Annotated in this window: 15 protein-coding genes; 9 read left to right on the top strand and 6 right to left on the bottom strand. The window is 49.6% G+C overall.

Going from position 1 to position 16,122, the window contains the following annotated elements; all coding sequences use genetic code 11:
- Nucleotides 1–7: 7 nt before the first annotated feature.
- The 3 genes from BUQ78_RS03855 to BUQ78_RS03845 all read left to right on the top strand — a co-directional run bounded on the left by BUQ78_RS03855 (nucleotide 8) and on the right by BUQ78_RS03845 (nucleotide 2,977).
- Nucleotides 8–1,648, top strand: coding sequence for a carbon starvation CstA family protein (locus BUQ78_RS03855; protein WP_074199328.1), 1,641 nt, complete (start codon nucleotides 8–10; stop codon nucleotides 1,646–1,648).
- Between the two features lie 61 nt (nucleotides 1,649–1,709).
- Nucleotides 1,710–1,985 carry a DUF7990 family protein gene (locus BUQ78_RS03850; RefSeq protein WP_074199327.1) on the top strand — a complete coding sequence of 92 codons (276 nt, stop codon included), beginning with the start codon at nucleotides 1,710–1,712 and terminating at the stop codon, nucleotides 1,983–1,985.
- Nucleotides 1,986–2,038: 53 nt separating this feature from the next.
- Complete coding sequence (locus BUQ78_RS03845; protein WP_074199326.1) at nucleotides 2,039–2,977, top strand: ArsA family ATPase; 939 nt, start codon at nucleotides 2,039–2,041, stop codon at nucleotides 2,975–2,977.
- A 53-nt stretch (nucleotides 2,978–3,030) separates the two neighbouring features.
- On the opposite strand, the gene BUQ78_RS03840 is transcribed toward BUQ78_RS03845, so the two are convergent.
- The gene (locus BUQ78_RS03840) at nucleotides 3,031–3,192 is read right to left on the bottom strand and encodes a hydrogenase expression protein HypA/HybF (protein ID WP_074200156.1); all 162 of its coding nucleotides are present in this window, start codon (nucleotides 3,190–3,192) and stop codon (nucleotides 3,031–3,033) included.
- Nucleotides 3,193–3,256: 64 nt separating this feature from the next.
- Nucleotides 3,257–3,973, bottom strand: a complete 717-nt coding sequence (locus BUQ78_RS03835; protein ID WP_074199325.1) for a DUF554 domain-containing protein — start codon at nucleotides 3,971–3,973, stop codon at nucleotides 3,257–3,259.
- A gap of 193 nt (nucleotides 3,974–4,166) precedes the next feature.
- Between BUQ78_RS03835 and glgB the strand changes: the two genes are divergently transcribed.
- Nucleotides 4,167–6,095, top strand: a complete 1,929-nt coding sequence (gene glgB, locus BUQ78_RS03830; protein WP_074199324.1) for a 1,4-alpha-glucan branching protein GlgB — start codon at nucleotides 4,167–4,169, stop codon at nucleotides 6,093–6,095.
- Between the two features lie 2 nt (nucleotides 6,096–6,097).
- On the top strand, nucleotides 6,098–8,509 hold the full coding sequence (locus BUQ78_RS03825) for a DUF3536 domain-containing protein (protein WP_074199323.1): 2,412 nt from the start codon (nucleotides 6,098–6,100) through the stop codon (nucleotides 8,507–8,509).
- Between the two features lie 21 nt (nucleotides 8,510–8,530).
- Here BUQ78_RS03825 and BUQ78_RS03820 read toward each other — a convergent pair whose 3' ends face one another.
- Genes BUQ78_RS03820 through BUQ78_RS03805 form a run of 4 tightly spaced genes read right to left on the bottom strand, consistent with a single transcriptional unit; the run spans nucleotide 8,531 to nucleotide 11,292 of the window.
- A complete protein-coding gene (locus BUQ78_RS03820) occupies nucleotides 8,531–9,238 on the bottom strand; it encodes a hypothetical protein (RefSeq protein ID WP_074199322.1) in 708 nt (235 codons plus the stop codon).
- Between the two features lie 34 nt (nucleotides 9,239–9,272).
- A complete protein-coding gene (gene folK / locus BUQ78_RS03815) occupies nucleotides 9,273–9,758 on the bottom strand; it encodes a 2-amino-4-hydroxy-6-hydroxymethyldihydropteridine diphosphokinase (RefSeq protein ID WP_074199321.1) in 486 nt (161 codons plus the stop codon).
- Nucleotides 9,759–9,763: 5 nt separating this feature from the next.
- Complete coding sequence (folP, locus tag BUQ78_RS03810; protein WP_074199320.1) at nucleotides 9,764–10,609, bottom strand: dihydropteroate synthase; 846 nt, start codon at nucleotides 10,607–10,609, stop codon at nucleotides 9,764–9,766.
- A gap of 20 nt (nucleotides 10,610–10,629) precedes the next feature.
- The gene (locus BUQ78_RS03805) at nucleotides 10,630–11,292 is read right to left on the bottom strand and encodes a histidine phosphatase family protein (protein WP_074199319.1); all 663 of its coding nucleotides are present in this window, start codon (nucleotides 11,290–11,292) and stop codon (nucleotides 10,630–10,632) included.
- Nucleotides 11,293–11,528: 236 nt separating this feature from the next.
- On the opposite strand from BUQ78_RS03805, the gene hrcA reads away from it, so the two are divergent.
- The 4 genes from hrcA to dnaJ are packed head-to-tail and all read left to right on the top strand — an operon-like array spanning nucleotide 11,529 to nucleotide 16,117.
- Entirely contained in the window at nucleotides 11,529–12,536 is a 1,008-nt protein-coding gene (gene hrcA, locus BUQ78_RS03800; RefSeq protein ID WP_074199318.1) for a heat-inducible transcriptional repressor HrcA, read from the top strand.
- Between the two features lie 26 nt (nucleotides 12,537–12,562).
- Nucleotides 12,563–13,147: a nucleotide exchange factor GrpE gene (locus tag BUQ78_RS03795; RefSeq protein WP_074199317.1), complete on the top strand. Its 585-nt coding sequence runs from the start codon at nucleotides 12,563–12,565 to the stop codon at nucleotides 13,145–13,147.
- Nucleotides 13,140–14,972: a molecular chaperone DnaK gene (gene dnaK, locus BUQ78_RS03790; RefSeq protein WP_014806240.1), complete on the top strand. Its 1,833-nt coding sequence runs from the start codon at nucleotides 13,140–13,142 to the stop codon at nucleotides 14,970–14,972. Before BUQ78_RS03795 ends, dnaK begins: the two co-directional genes overlap by 8 nt.
- Before the next feature lie 11 nt (nucleotides 14,973–14,983).
- The gene (gene dnaJ / locus BUQ78_RS03785) at nucleotides 14,984–16,117 is read left to right on the top strand and encodes a molecular chaperone DnaJ (RefSeq protein ID WP_014806241.1); all 1,134 of its coding nucleotides are present in this window, start codon (nucleotides 14,984–14,986) and stop codon (nucleotides 16,115–16,117) included.
- The last annotated feature ends 5 nt before the right edge of the window (nucleotides 16,118–16,122 follow it).

Raw genomic sequence — 16,122 nt, 5'->3', positions numbered from 1 at the left:
GGTTTTTATGAGCGGTGTTATGTTGATGTTGGTTACCTTCGTGCTTTTCATCCTGGCTTACATATTTTACGGCGGTTGGCTTGCTAAGCAGTGGGGGCTGAACCCACAGGGGAAGACCCCGGCCCATGAGTTTTACGACGGCGTTGATTATGTCCCGGCAAAGGCGCCCGTGCTGTTGGGCCATCACTTTGCATCTATAGCCGGGGCGGGCCCCATTAACGGCCCGGTATTGGCAGCTGTCTTTGGATGGCTGCCCGTGACGCTTTGGATAGTAGTCGGGAACATATTCATGGGTGCTCCACACGACTTTGGCTCGCTTATGGCCTCAATAAGGCACAAGGGCTTGTCCATCGGAGGCGTCATAGAGGTAAACGTGGGCAAGGGCGCTAAGAGGCTTTTCCTGCTTTTTTCCTGGCTGACGCTTGTGCTTATAATTGCTGCCTTCGCAAACATAGTGGCTGATACCTTTGTGTCCACGCCGCAGGCGGCTACGTCGTCGCTTTTGTTCATACCGCTTGCCATGGCTTTCGGCTTCGCCATCTATAGGAGAAATGCACCGTTGCTGATTAGCACAGTAGTTGGAGTTGCCATCTTAGCGCTTTGCATCTGGCTTGGCGTGCTCTTCCCGCTGGCGTTGAGCAAAACTGCATGGCTGATAATCTTGTCGATATATATTATCGCTGCATCAATATTGCCAGTATGGATATTGCTTCAACCAAGAGATTACCTTAATTCCTTCCTGCTCTATGCCATGATAATTGGCGGCTTTTTGGGAGTTATTTTATACCACCCGACTATTTCGATGCCGGCAGTGACTGCTTTTAAGCATCCGACACAAGGCTACCTTTTTCCCATGCTATTCATAACAATAGCTTGTGGGGCCATATCTGGGTTTCATTCTCTTGTGGCATCGGGTACGACCGCCAAACAGCTTGATAGGGAAGGAGACGCAAAGATCATAGGTTATGGTGGCATGCTCATAGAAGGAGCTTTGGCCATACTTGCGACGATTACTGCCGTTTACCTTACAGCGGACGGTTACGCCGAACTCCTGAAAGGTGGTCCCGTGAACGTCTTTTCCACCGGCCTGGCCACTTTCATGACCAGCTTTGGCGTAGATGCCACTACCGGCAAGACCTTCACTGCCTTGGCCGTATCTGCCTTTGCGTTGACCACCCTTGATACGGCAGGCAGGCTTGGGAGGTTCGCCTTCCAGGAGTTCTTCCAGGAGGCAGTTTCTACAGAGGTTGCCGAGAAGAAGGCTGCTCCCTCGACGACTTCGTTTTTTGCCAACAGATATGTCGCCTCCGTAATAACTATAGGCTTATCCGTATATTTGGCATTTACCAGTTGGCAGGTAATATGGCCCATGTTCGGTTCGGCCAACCAGCTCTTGGCGGCGGTGGCCCTTTTGGCGGTAGCCACCTGGCTTGCAAACAGGGGCATGAACAACAAGATGTTGATAGCTCCGATGATATTCATGTTCATCGTCACTCTCACTGCGCTTGGCTTCTTGATGCAATCCAATGTGGCAAGGGGAAACTACGCCTTGGTGTCCTTTGCGGCCCTTCTTTTCGTGTTGGCGATCGTCTTAATTGTATTAAGCTATAACGTGTTAACCGGAAAAAACAAGAAACAACAGGCGTAGTAGCTGCCTTCCAAGGAGCATAGATGCTCCTTGGAAGGCTTATACAAAGGGGGTGATTGCGATGTGGAAGAAAGCGATGAACTTCTTGCGGGATTTTTTTTCGACTTTACTAAGGCCGATCAACAGGACTCACCCCATGGTGATGAAGGAGGCATCGAGTGCCAACGATGCGTTCATGTTGCTTATCTTTGGCGATATGTTAGGAATACCTAACCCGGCATCTTATTATACTTTGGAACTGTTGCCTTATCTGGCCGATGAGATAGAAGGCTGGCAACAGCGCATGATGACCAGAGGTACTGTGCTTGAGGAAAAGGCTGCCCAGTTTGACTTCTGATGTTAGTCCATCGCCCCGTGTGGGCGAAAGAAGGATTTGGAGGATGTTGCGAAATGAATGCGTCCGATTTGTTCGACAAAAAATACGTCTTCTTCGGCGGTAAGGGCGGTACGGGTAAGACTACGTGTGCTGCAGCCTTTTCGCTAAAGGCCTCAAGGATGGGCAAAAAGCTGTTGTTGGTATCCACCGACCCGGCTCACTCCCTGTCGGATATTTTTGACAAACGCATCGGCCCTAAAGGTGCACAGCTTGCAGAAAAGCTCTTTGCCCTGGAGATCGATCCGGAGGCGGAATCTAAGAAATACATGGAGGGCATCAAAAGACAGCTTTCGGGAGTGGTGAGCAATGTCGTGGTGGAGGCCTTGCAAAAGCAAATAGATGCGGCCTATATGTCGCCCGGCTCCGAAGAAGCGGCCATCTTTGACAAGTTCATCGAGATAATGGAGCAGGCAGAGGATTCCTTTGATATTGTAGTCTTTGACACCGCACCTACGGGACATACCCTGAGGCTTTTGTCATTGCCCAAATTGCTTGACCTTTGGATGGATAGCCTTATCGAAAAGCGTAAGAAGGCTTTGAAGCTTTTGGAAAGGGCCTCAGGCACAAAAAGCGACGATCCGATATTGCGCATCCTTCAAAAAAGAAAGGACATGTTCGAAAAAGCCTGGGAGGTGTTGAGCGATAGAGACAAGACCGCCTTCGTCTTCGTGGTCACTCCGGAAAGGCTCCCCATCTTTGAGACGGAGCGCGCCTTGAAGTATCTTGAAAACTCAGGCATAAGCGTAGCCGGCATCGTCGTAAACGGCATAATTCCGTCGGAGGTCGATGGAACCTTCATGGAAAAGCGACGGGAATTGCAAAAGAAGTACTTAAGGGAAATCCGCGAGAAGTTCGGCGATAAGGTATTGGCCGAAATCGAACTGCTCGATAATGACGTGTGGGGCCTTGATGGTCTTTGCACTATAGCGGACATGTTGGTGTTGCAAAAATGACAAAAACAGCAAGGAGATTTTGCCCCTTGCTGTTTTTGTCATAAATTATGCAGCTACTTAACGCTAAAGCTTTTACTGCTCCATGGTTTGCCCCTTAGGGGCTCTCCTTCTATCAGTTCGACAAATCGGGTATGGCATTTTGGACACTTCATCACCGGGGGGACGTCTTCTACCTCAAATTCATGCTTGCATACGAGGCAACGAAATCTTCTCATAATGACACCTCCCATTTCTCCTTTGCCTATATTATACACGACTTTGCCCGTGCATTCATGCATTTTACAAAAAGAGCGAAAATACGACCACCAGCAATAAAGAAGGTATCATGTTGAAGACCTTGAACTGCTTCAAGTTTAATATGGAAAAGGCTAGCCCTAACAGCATTATCCCACCCACAGCCGTTATCTCGTCGATCATTATATCCGATATAAAGCCGTTAAGGCAAAAGGCCCCTAAAGTCAATCCTCCCTGATATATGAAAAGCGGTATCGCAGAAAATAGCACGCCGATGCCAAGCGTGGAAGCCAACGCGATCGAGGAGACGAAATCCATCATGGATTTTACCAGCAATAAATTGGGCGGCTTCCCCACGCCCTCCTCAAAGGCCCCCAGTATGGCCATAGAGCCCATGCAGAAAAGCAAAAAGGCCGTCAGAAAACCTTCGACCAAGTGATCTCCGCCAAACTGAAATCCGCGTTCTATCATCCTGGTCCTCATCTTTTTTAGGCCGTTCTGGAGCTTTTCCTCTAGCTCTATCCATTCGCCAATTATCGTGCCTACAAGCAGGCTCAAGATCACCACCAATATGTTCTTGCCCTGAAAGGTCATTTGCATTCCGAGCGCCAGTACGAATAACCCTATGACCTGAAAGGCCACCATCGTAATCCTCTCTGGCAACCTTCTTTGTATGATAAGGCCGATCATGCTTCCGACGATTATAGCCAATGCGTTTATGATAGATCCTGCTGCCGGAATGGCATCGATGAAGTCGTACATTTAAGTTTCCTCCCCTTTTGAAGATATATGAAAGAAATTTTACCCGCAAGGCAGAAATCCTTCTACCTGCAATTCGCGCTTTTACAGTATAACCCGTGATTTCTAAAGCTAGGACGAATATGGTCCAAATAAATAGTATAATTTAGTAAAAGCAAGCAGCCTATCGTCGCTTTTAGGTGAAGGATGTGATCTTGTGGAAGGGGTAACACGGGATGTATCTTTGTGGTCAGACTACGACATATACCTGTTTAAGCAGGGTAGCCATTTCCGATTGTATGAAAAGATGGGCTCTCACCCCATGGATGTCGATGGCAAGAGGGGCACATACTTTTCCGTGTGGGCACCAAATGCCCGCGCCGTCTCCGTCATGGGGGATTTTAACGGCTGGGCAAAGTGCAGCCACTATTTGAAGGCACGGGACGACGGCTCGGGTGTTTGGGAAGGTTTTATCCCTGGTTTACCCGAGGGGGCGCGCTATAAGTATCACATCTTTTCGATGTATAACGGATATGAGGTCGATAAGGGCGATCCTTATGCCTTCCTTTACGAGACGCCGCCCAAGACCGCATCCGTCGTTTATGACCTGTCTTACAGTTGGAAGGACGAAGCTTGGATGAAGGAAAGGGCTTCGCGCAACTCGCTAAAATCGCCGATCTCGATCTATGAGGTGCATCTTGGATCTTGGCGACGCGTTCCCGAAGAGGGAAATAGGTTTTTGACTTACAGAGAGATGGCCAATTACCTTCCCAAATACGTCAAGGAAATGGGGTTTACCCATGTGGAATTTTTGCCGGTGATGGAGCATCCCTTTTATGGTTCCTGGGGGTATCAAATCACGGGATACTTTGCTCCCACGAGCAGGTACGGTAACCCTGCGGACTTCATGTACTTAATCGACAGGCTGCATCAGGAAGGCATTGGGGTGATCTTAGACTGGGTGCCCTCCCATTTCCCGGGCGACGAACAGGGCCTTGTGTATTTTGATGGTACGCACCTGTACGAACATGCCGATCCCCGAAAGGGGTTTCATCCCGACTGGAAGAGCTACATCTTCAACTATGGCAGGCATGAGGTCAGGTCCTTTCTCATAAGCAGTGCCAGATTTTGGTTCGATAAATACCACATAGACGGCATCAGGGTCGATGCGGTAGCTTCTATGCTGTATCTTGACTACTCAAGGAAGGAGGGAGAATGGATACCCAACGAATATGGGGGAAAGGAAAACCTGGAGGCCATATATTTCATTAAACGGCTAAACGAAGTGATATATGGAGATTTCCCCGATGTCCAGACGATAGCCGAGGAGTCCACCGCATGGCCCATGGTAACTAGGCCTACCTACATAGGAGGTTTAGGCTTTGGCATGAAGTGGAACATGGGGTGGATGCACGATACCCTTCATTACATGTCGCTTGATCCGATATACCGCAAATATCACCATAATCAGCTTACCTTCAGCATATGGTACGCCTTTAATGAAAACTTCATGTTGCCGTTATCTCACGATGAGGTAGTCCACGGCAAGGGATCCCTTCTTTCAAAGATGCCAGGAGATGATTGGCAAAGGTTTGCGAACCTACGCCTTCTTTTTGGCTATATGTTTACCCATCCCGGCAAGAAGTTGCTGTTCATGGGGGAGGAATTCGGACAGTGGTCCGAATGGAATCACGATGCCAGCTTAGATTGGCATTTGTTGCAGCATCCTTTTCACGAGGGCGTCAGCAGGTGGGTTAGGGACCTGAATGGATTATATTCAAGCGAGCGAGCCCTCCATGAATATGATCACGATCCCAGGGGTTTTGAATGGTCCGACTTTTCGGATTGGGAACAAAGCGTGATCGCTTATCTTCGAAAGGATGGAGACGATGTGCTTTTAATAGTGTGTAACTTTACGCCCGTTCCAAGGTTCGATTATAAGGTGGGCGTGCCAAGGGAAGGCTTTTGGAAAGAGGTGTTAAACAGCGATGCCGTCGAGTATGGAGGAAGCGGTCTTGGAAACATGGGGGGGTCTAGCTCGATAAATGCCCCATTTCATAACTGGCCGCACCATCTTTCTTTGATGTTGCCGCCCCTTGGAACGGTGATATTTAAACATGAAAAAACTGATTCGAGGAAGGTGTAACTTTGGACCGTTACATATGCATTCATGGTCATTTCTATCAACCTCCCCGGGAAAATCCGTGGCTTGAGTTCGTCGAAAGAGAGGATTCCGCGCACCCCTACCACGATTGGAACGAAAGGATAACCTACGAGTGCTACGCTCCCAATGGGGCCTCCAGGATATTAAACGGCGATAGGCATATAATTGCCATAGTTAACAACTATTCAAAGATCAGCTTCAATTTCGGTCCCACGCTTTTAGGTTGGATGGAAAAAAACTTTCCGTGGGTTTATGAATCGCTCCTTGCGGCCGATCAAGTGGCCATGAAGAACTTTAACGGCCACGGTTCGGCAATAGCACAGGTGTATAACCACGTCATAATGCCCCTGGCGAGCTACCGCGACAAGAAGACGCAGGTGCTTTGGGGGATCAGGGATTTCGAGAGAAGGTTTAAGCGATTTCCGGAAGGCATGTGGTTGCCCGAAACGGCGGTGGACATGGAAACGCTTGAGGTATTGGCTGAATCGGGCATAAAATTTACCATCCTGGCGCCTCATCAGGCAGGGCGCGTAAGACCTCTCGAGGGTGGCAATTGGGTAAACATCACCGCCGCAAGCTTGGATAAGAAAAAGGCCTATCTCTGTCGCTTGCCTTCGGGAAGGGAAATAGCCATATTCTTTTATGACGGGCCCATAGCCCAAGACGTGGCGTTTGGAGGGCTTTTGCAGGACGGAAAACTTTACGCGCAAAGACTCGTGGCTGCCTTTGAAGAAGAGGATTATCCCCAATTGGTAAACGTGGCCACAGATGGTGAGACTTACGGTCACCACCATAGATTCGGGGATATGGCGCTTGCCTACTGCATATATTCCATAGAATCTCAGGGCTTGGCGAAGATGACTGTTTACGGCGAATTCCTGGAAAAATTTCCACCCCAAGATGAGGTTGAAATTTTGGAAAATACCTCATGGAGCTGCGCCCATGGCGTAAAGAGGTGGTGCGACGATTGCGGATGCAGTACGGGATCTCACCCAGGTTGGAATCAAAAGTGGAGAAGGCCTTTAAGGCAAGCCGTGGAATCGTTAAGCAAGGATGTAAGTAGGATATACGAGGATCTCTCCAAAGGCCTTTTGTCGGATCCCTGGAGCGCCAGAGATGATTACGTGGAGGTAGTTTTAGACCGGACTGTTGAAAATGTCGAAGGCTTCTTTCGCCGGAACGCTGCGAAGGAGCTTGCCGGGGGCGAGAAGGTCGTCGCATTAAAGCTCCTTGAGATGACGAGAAATGCCATGCTGATGTTCACCAGCTGCGGATGGTTTTTCGACGATATATCGGGCATAGAGACTGCTCAGATCATGAAATATGCCGCTCGCGCAATTCAGTTGGCTAAAGAAGCTGGTGGCAGAGATCTTGAGGGGAATTTCATGCACATGCTGGAGGAAGCGAAGAGCAACGATCCCACCGCTGGTGACGGCCGTGCGATATACGAACGTGCCGTTCTTCCCAAGGTTTTGGACCTATCCAGGGTATGCGCTCACGGTGTAATGTCGTCCATGTTCATTGACGGGAAAGGCAATGGGGAAAGGGAAATCTATTGTTACAGACTAAAAAGTTTGGAACTGAAAAGCTTGGGCTCGGGAAAGTTCATCATGAATATGGGAAAGGCTAGCGTCCATTCAACAATCACGTGGGAGGAGGCGCTTTTGCAATTTGCCTCATGCTATATCGGCGGGTTACAGCTTTTCTGTGGCGTGTCCGGCTATGCGGATGAGATTTCTTACAGAGAGATGCTTAAAGGGCTTCAAATCGCCTTCGAAAACCACGACGTTCCGGATATGGTGAGAAAGATGGACAGACACTTCGGCGGAAGGACCTTTACGCTAAAGCATTTATTTCGCGACGAGCAGTGTACGATTGTAAATAACCTGGTCGAGGACGTATTAGACGTCATCATGATAACTTATGAGGAGCTTTATGACACGCACTATCCAGCGATGAAATTGCTCAACGAGCTGAATATTCCCTTGCCCGATGCCTTTCGTGCTACGGTTGACGTTGTCTTGAGCGGCAAGCTGAATGCGATCCTGGAGTCGCCAAATATAGATCTGGAAGAATTGGCAAAGGTATGTGGAGAGATCAAGGAGTGGAACGTAGCTATAGATAGGCATCACGTAAGCAGGATCGCCAGTGAGAGGGTCAGTTCGCTGCTTAAGGACTTCAAGGAACGTAAGGAAGACTTTGACCTGATATTCGAAGCAGGTCAAATTATTGAGCTCTTGACGCAGATAAACGTAACGTTAGACTTATGGAAGGCGCAAAACATATACTTCGACATAGTGGCCGACATGCTCAGGCATGGCAGGCCATTGGAAGGCAATGTCTTAAATGCGATGAAACGCCTTGGCCTTTTGTTGGGAGTAATGTTTCCGGTGTAGCAATGGGTATTGAGGTGTCCGTCAATGCCAGGTCGCTTTGAATTCCTTCTTGAGGTTCAATATCCTAGCAATATTGTCGACATTTTCGTTTTGGGCCAAGTGCGTTAAGCATCCTATGATTTGTTTTGTCCTTTCGCTGTCAAACGTGCCCCTGGATTGAGAAAAAGTTATGGCAAGAGGAATTAGCTTTTCGTACACCTCGGGGATTGGCACAAAGGCCAGCCCCTTTTTTGTAAGCGTTATGGTAAAGACGTGAGACAAGGGCTCATCCTGGCCGTCCGGCTCGCAGGAGACGAAGAGAAATACGCCATCAGGCAACGGCAACTGCGATGCTATTCTATACCATTCGTTGTGTGCCGTTTTGCCGCTAGCCACTTCTATGGTCTTTTCCCTTGGCATGTAGGCCACCCATAGCTGCATGACTTCTATGGGATCGTCAGGCTTGGCGAATTCCAACCTCCATAGAAATCTGTTGATGCCATCGTCGTTTTTCGCGTTCAGCAACACCTCTTGAATAGGACGATACCCTTCTACGGATTTGATCGGAAAGGAGCCGGCAGGGGTGCCGAGGTAAGCCTGCGATACTGTGCCATCCTTCTCGTCCAAGACCAGATAAAGGGGGCACTGCTTTGCCGTGACTATCGATAAAAAAGCTAAAGCTTCAGTATTTACGAAGGGCAAAAGAACGAACAAAAGCCCAAAAATTGCAACGAAAAGGCGTTTTTTCATGAGCAAGATCTCCCCCCATCTTGTAACTTTAGGTTTACAGATTTGTTATCCTGATAATCGAAGTTGTGTCAATATCCTTGCACAATTCCTCGATCGTCAGGCCCAGCAAGGGATGCCTCCATTTTGGGCAAATTTGGGCCAGCGGAACTATCACGAAAGGCCTTTCGTGAAGTCGCGGGTGGGGAATGACCAAGTCTTCATCGTTTAGCACCAAGTTGTCAATGAAGAGGATATCCAGGTCGATCTCTCGTGGTCCCCACCTCAATCGTGGCTTTCTGCCCAATTTCACCTCGATGTCTTTCAGTCGCCTCAATATTTCGTGCGGACCTTCAAAGAAGTCCGCCAGTAAGCAAGCATTTAGAAAGTAAGGCTGATCTTCCACGCCAAAGGGCGGCGTTTCGAAGACGTCGCTTTTGCTCTTGATGCAAAAGCCTTCATTTTCAAGCCGCCAGACCGCCGAACGCAAGTTGTTTAGGCGGTCTCCCAAGTTGCTCCCAAGCCCTATGCCTATTAACGCCATGGCAGCTAAGCCCTTTGGATGGCATCAATCATTTCCACCACGTGCCTGTTTTCCAGTACATCATGAACCCTTATTATTTCTATCTTGTTCATGGCGCAATATGCTGAGATCGCCAAAGTGCCGTAAAGGGCTTCTTCGGGGCCTTTGCATCCTAGTATTTTGCTTATGGTTCCCTTTCGCGAGTGGCCGATCAGTATGGGCTTGCCCAGGGACCTGAACTCCTGGACATGCTTTAATATCTGCAGGTTGTGATCATGCCCCTTGCCAAAGCCCAATCCTGGATCAATCACAATTTGCTCCGGATTTACCCCACAGCTGACGGCATATTCAATTTTTTCCTTAAGAAAATCCTTTATTTCGCCTATTACATCTTCGTACCGTGGATCCCTTTGCATGTCCTTTGGCGTGCCCTTAATGTGCATTATTATTACGGGGACACCAAATCTTGCCGCCACTTTGGCCATGTCGGGGTCGAACGACAGTCCGGAGATGTCGTTTATTATATCAGCCCCAAGCTCTAAGGCCGCCTCTGCTATTGCCGATTTGTAGGTGTCTACCGAGATGACGACGTCAGGAAATTCCTTTCTCAATGCCTTAAGGGCAGGCAGCAACCTTCTTTCTTCTTCCTCCAACGGTACGGGGTCCGCTCCCGGTCGTGTGGATTCAGCCCCTATGTCCAAGATGTCCGCTCCGTCGTCTATCATTTTTCTTGCCCTCTCAATTAAAGAGGTCATATCGGGTATCCTGCTTTGAGGAAAAAAGGAATCGTTGGTAAGATTTAAAATTCCCATTATGAGCGGTCTTCCGCTGAAGCTTAGCTTTCGCCCCCTGGGCAGCGCCAATGGTTTCATCGAACTTTCAGCCCCTTCCCTTATATCCATTCGCTAGTGAAGTTTGCCAGATGTTTCGTTTGATTGAGCAGGGTTAAGCAATATCCCCTTTCTTCCTCGTACATCATAATACTATAGGATGCGGTGTCGACGTGTATCCGCCAAAAGTAGGGATCCGCTATTTGAAGGCAGGCAGCGATTAGGGGTTTAAGGACGGCGCGATGGCTTACTATCGCAAATGTTTTGCCTGCATATTTTTGTACGAGAAACTCAAGCGTTGAGTAGGCACGTCTCTGTACGTCAGGTATGCTTTCCGAATTGGGAAGTTTCAACCGTTCTGGGCAATTTATCCATAGAGCCCACTCCTCCGGGTATTCCTGCATTATTTCTGCCTTCTTGCGGCCTTCCCAGGGGCCCAAGGAGATGTTGGTGAAGCCCTGCAACGGCGTTACCGGAACATCTCCGTTCTTCTTTGAGATGATCTCCGCCGTTTGAAATGCCCTCTTCAGGGGACTTGTGAAGATGAAATCTATAGGACCTAAATTGGCAATTTCTTCAGCGAGACATTGGGCTTGCCGTATTCCGTTTTCGTTTAAGGGAAAATCGCTTCGGCCTCTAAAAAGTCCCTCTATGTTACCCCTGCATTCTCCGTGCCTTATGAGCAATATCTTGGTCTTTTGCGTATTATTGGACAACAACACCATCCTCCAGTGCAATGAATCTGTGTAATCAAAATTATTGTACACCCAAATTAGAGGGGGCAAAATGAGCCACCTCTATCTTTTTAGTCGCATGTTCCGCGATCCATAAGGCCTCGGTAGGGGCAAGATTTTGACCTGTCTTGACAATACGCATATAAAGTTGATAATCTATTTTGCGGCCGATTAGCACTTATGGACCTTAAGTGCTAACGGTCTACCTTGCTCCGGGGGGTGAGAAAGTGTTGACGGAGCGGCAACTGGAGATCCTTTATTCTATAGTTCATGAGTATATCAGGACCGGGGAGCCCGTGGGCTCCAGGACCATATCTAAAAAATATCTGACAAATAAGAGCGCTGCGACGATACGCAATGAGATGGCAGATCTGGAAGAGGCGGGTTATTTATGCCAGCCTTACACGTCTGCCGGTCGAGTTCCTACGTCCAAGGCATACAGGGTCTACGTGGATATGATCCTGCAAAAGAGGGCCCTTTCTGTGCCCTCCTTGGCAAGAGAAAAGCTCAAGGTCTTAAAGGAAGAGAAAAGAAGCGTGGAAAGGACTTTGTCCTACCTCACGCAACTTTTGGGAAGCATAACTCACTATATCTCGCTTGCCGGCATTGCCGTCTTGAACGACGCCACGTTGAACAGGTTGGACCTGGTAAAGGTGGACAGCGCCCATATTTTGTTGCTGATAATACTTGAAGGCGGGCTTGTACATCACGACGTCATAAGGGCCGATCAGGAGGTTAAGCAGGAAGAGCTGGACGAATTAAGTTCCTATTTGAACAACATAGTCTCTGGTCGGTCATGGCTCGAGGCCCGCGATGTCATAAGGGAAAAGGTCTTTAACGAGCTGGTCCGTTATGCAGAGATATGTCGTCAAACTCTTGATGAAATTGATTTTGTACTAAAGAAGTCCCGTTACAGGTTCTTCACCGGAGGAACCAGCAACGTATTGCTTTTGCCTGATTTTAGGGACGCCGAAAAGTTACGCTCTCTGCTTGTATTGCTCGAGGACGAGGACGAGTTTAGGAAGGTCGTCGAGGCTTGCGCTACCGAAGAGCCGATAAGCGTGATCATTGGCGAGGAAAACCCGGTCGAGGCGATGAAGGACTGCTCTTTGGTGCTGGCCAGCTCCGAAAGCGGCGCTAAAAGGACGATCCTGGGCGTTATTGGCCCTGTCAGGATGGACTACGAGAAGACCATAGGGGTGCTTGAGCTTTTGTGCGAACATCTGTTAAATTAGACTTTTTAAGAGGGAGGAATTGGAAGTTGTGCGATAAGGACTTGAATAAAGAGCCCGAAGATGGGCTCAAAAATTTGCTCATCGATGACAATTCTGGGGAATTGCTGAAGCTGCTTGAGGAAAAGGAAGCTCTGGAAAAAGAGCTTGCGGCTTTAAAGGAACAATATGATGCCTTGTACAGTGAGGCTGCAAGGATAAAGGCTGATTTTCACAATTACAAGAGAAGGTCCGAATCCAACCTTAAAAGGCAAAAGGACATGATCGTCGCGGAATTGGTGCTGAACCTACTGCCAGTAATCGACAACTTTGAGCGTGCCTTGGATTGCGATTTTGATAAAGAGTCAAATTTCTACAGAGGTATATATATGATCTACCAGGATCTTTTAAGCGTCATGGCAAGCTTTGGCGTTACGCCAATAAAGGCGCTGGATGAGCCCTTCAATCCGGCCTTTCATGAGGCAATTGCGGTGGAAACCGTCACAAGCGCCGATCGCGACGGAAAAGTAGTCAAAGAAGTCCTAAGGGGATATGCTTTAAACGGAGAAATTATCAGACCTGCGAAGGTGATTGTAGGCAGACTGAACGAAGAAGAGGTGGGTAACGATGAGTAAGATCGTAGGGATCGATTTAGGAACGACCAACAGCGTCGTAGCTGTAAAAGAAGGAGATAACATAGTTGTAATACCTAACGCCGAAGGAAGCAGGTTAACTCCTTCGGTGGTGGCATTTACCAAAGACGGCGAACGCCTGGTGGGCCAATTGGCCAAAAGACAGGCTGTAATTAACCCAGAGCGAACCATAATTTCCATAAAGCGTAAAATGGGAAGCGACTACAAGGTCAGGATAGACGATAAGGAATATACTCCGCAGGAGATCTCGGCCATGATACTTCAAAAGCTTAAAAAGGACGCTGAGGACTACCTGGGTGAGGAGGTAAAGCAAGCCGTAATAACGGTTCCTGCCTATTTCACCGACGCCCAAAGGCAGGCAACCAAGGATGCTGGCAAGATAGCTGGGCTCGAGGTATTGAGGATAATTAACGAGCCTACGGCCGCGTGCCTTGCCTACGGCATGGATAAGGGCGGGGAGTTCAAGGTATTGGTCTTCGACCTCGGCGGCGGCACCTTTGACGTCTCCATTTTGGATGTGGGAGATGGAGTCTACGAGGTCATGGCTACGAGCGGTGACAATCACCTGGGCGGTGATGACTGGGACCAGAGGCTTGTCGACTGGATGGTCTCTGAGTTTAAGCGCAGCGAAGGCATAGATTTGAGCAAGGACAAGATGGCCCTGCAAAGGCTGCGGGAGGCTGCCGAAAAGGCAAAGATAGAGCTGTCGTCGATGTCTGAGACAACCATATCATTGCCCTTCATAACGGCCGACCAAAATGGACCCAAGCACCTGGAACTTGAGATAACCAGGGCAAAGTTCGAGGAGATGACGGCCGATTTGCTCGAAAGGGTGGTAGGGCCCGTGCAAAAGGCTCTGTCCGATTCGGGATTGACTCCGGCCCAGATCGACAAGATATTGTTGGTGGGCGGAGCCACGCGCATGCCCATGGTGCAGCGCAAGGTCAAGGAACTCCTTGGCAAAGAGCCTACCAAGGGAATAAACCCCGATGAGTGCGTGGCAATAGGCGCTGCGATTCAGGCGGCCATTTTGGCAGGCGAACATAAGGATATCGTCTTGGTCGACGTCACTCCCCTTTCCCTGGGAGTTGAGACCCTGGGCGGGGTGTTTACGAAGATCATAGAGAGGAACACGGCAATTCCCGTCTCCAAGAGCCAGATCTTCACTACGGCTGCCGATAATCAAACGCGCGTGGAGATACATGTTCTTCAGGGCGAAAGGCCTATGGCAGCCGATAACGTCTCCCTAGGGAGGTTTTTCCTCGACGGCATACCTCCGGCACCGCGCGGCGTGCCTCAGATCGAAGTTACGTTTAACATCGATGTCAACGGAATATTAAACGTCACCGCAAAAGATTTAGCTACAGGCAAGGCGCAGCACATAACGATTCAGTCGTCCAGGCTGTCGGAAGCGGAGATAGAGCGCATGCGCAGGGAAGCCGAGGCGAACGAGGAGGCCGACAGGAGAAGAAGGGAGTTGGCCGACGCGAGAAACGAGGCCGATAGCGCAGTATATAACGCCGAAAAGCTGCTTCGCGATCTTGGCGATAAGGTGACCCAGGAAGAAAGGACGAAGGTGCAGTCGAAGATAGATGCGGTAAAGGCAGCCTTGGGCAAGGAAGACGTCTTGGCCATAAAGTCCGCCTGCGAGGATCTGACCAAGGACCTAAATGAGTTGGCTGTAAGGCTTTATTCCCAGGCAACCCAGGGGCAAGCAGGCGCAGGCGTGGCCGGACAGAGCACGTCCCAGGATGGTTCAGGCGGTCCTACGGTGGATGCCCAATATAAAGATCAGGGACAGGCATAGAGGTGACATGAATGTCTGGTCCCGCTAATGTGAGGAAGGACTACTACGAAATACTCGGTGTAGGGCGGGACGCCTCTCAAGAAGAAATAAAGAAGGCCTACAGGAGGCTGGTGCGCCAATATCACCCCGACGCCAATCCTGGCAACAAAGAGGCGGAGGAGAAGTTCAAGCTGATAAACGAGGCCTATGAAGTATTGAGCGATCCCCAAAAAAAGGCTCAATACGACCAGTTTGGCTTCGTTGGCGATATGCCTCCTCAAGGCGGCGAAGGGGCATGGGATTTCGGCAATTTCGGAGACCTCTTTGGAGATTTGTTTGGCGATTTCTTCGGCGGCTTTGGCTCCAGGAGGTCGGCCAATATGCCCCAAAGGGGAATGGATTTGGAGATGCCCTTGACCGTTACCTTGAGGGAGGCCGCCTACGGTGCCACGAAGGTGGTGTACATCCCAAAATGGGAGAAATGTGCCACCTGCGGCGGCAGCGGTGCGGCACCGGGCAGTTCTCCCGAACGTTGTCCCGTTTGCGGCGGCAAGGGGCAGGTCGAAAGCAGATCGAGGAGTCCCTTTGGGGAATTCGTGACGGTGCGTACGTGTCAACGTTGCGGGGGGTCGGGTTATGTAATCAATAACCCTTGCAAGGATTGCGGCGGGCGCGGAAGGACCAGGGTAAGACATAAAGTTGAGGTAAAGGTGCCTCCGGGCGTGGACAGCGGTACTCGTCTCAGGATAAGGGGTGAGGGTGACGAGGGTCAAAACGGAGGGCCTCCAGGCGACTTATATCTGGTCATAGAGGTGGAAGAAGATCCCGTGTTTAAGAGGCGTGGCGACGACCTTCACGTTACCGTCGATGTGCCCTTCCCGGTTGCCGCTTTGGGCGGCAAGGTAACTGTGCCCACTTTAGATGGGCAAGAAGAGGTGGAAATAAGTCCCGGTACCCAATCGGGCACGGTAAAAAGGCTGAAGGGTTTAGGGATGCCACGACAAAGAGGAAGCGGACGCGGAGACCTTGTTGCTCACATAAATGTGGCTGTTCCCCGTAATCTGACGGATAAACAGAAGGCCTTGATAGAGGCGTTGGCCCTTGAGATGAACGTGCCTGTCAAGTCTTCAGGCTTGCTTGAAAAAATAAGAGGATTATTTGCTTGAAGGGC

The sequence above is a fragment of the Acetomicrobium flavidum genome, from assembly GCF_900129645.1.
Taxonomy (GTDB): domain Bacteria; phylum Synergistota; class Synergistia; order Synergistales; family Acetomicrobiaceae; genus Acetomicrobium; species Acetomicrobium flavidum.
This window is presented reverse-complemented; position numbering and strand designations above follow the sequence as displayed.

Coding starts and splice junctions, on each gene's coding strand:
- BUQ78_RS03855 (WP_074199328.1), top strand. CDS start 8: ATGAGCGGTGTTATGTTGATGTTGGTTACCTTCGTGCTTTTCATCCTG.
- BUQ78_RS03850 (WP_074199327.1), top strand. CDS start 1,710: ATGTGGAAGAAAGCGATGAACTTCTTGCGGGATTTTTTTTCGACTTTA.
- BUQ78_RS03845 (WP_074199326.1), top strand. CDS start 2,039: ATGAATGCGTCCGATTTGTTCGACAAAAAATACGTCTTCTTCGGCGGT.
- BUQ78_RS03840 (WP_074200156.1), bottom strand. CDS start 3,192: ATGAGAAGATTTCGTTGCCTCGTATGCAAGCATGAATTTGAGGTAGAA.
- BUQ78_RS03835 (WP_074199325.1), bottom strand. CDS start 3,973: ATGTACGACTTCATCGATGCCATTCCGGCAGCAGGATCTATCATAAAC.
- BUQ78_RS03820 (WP_074199322.1), bottom strand. CDS start 9,238: ATGAAAAAACGCCTTTTCGTTGCAATTTTTGGGCTTTTGTTCGTTCTT.
- folK (WP_074199321.1), bottom strand. CDS start 9,758: ATGGCGTTAATAGGCATAGGGCTTGGGAGCAACTTGGGAGACCGCCTA.
- folP (WP_074199320.1), bottom strand. CDS start 10,609: ATGAAACCATTGGCGCTGCCCAGGGGGCGAAAGCTAAGCTTCAGCGGA.
- BUQ78_RS03805 (WP_074199319.1), bottom strand. CDS start 11,292: ATGGTGTTGTTGTCCAATAATACGCAAAAGACCAAGATATTGCTCATA.
- dnaK (WP_014806240.1), top strand. CDS start 13,140: ATGAGTAAGATCGTAGGGATCGATTTAGGAACGACCAACAGCGTCGTA.
- dnaJ (WP_014806241.1), top strand. CDS start 14,984: ATGTCTGGTCCCGCTAATGTGAGGAAGGACTACTACGAAATACTCGGT.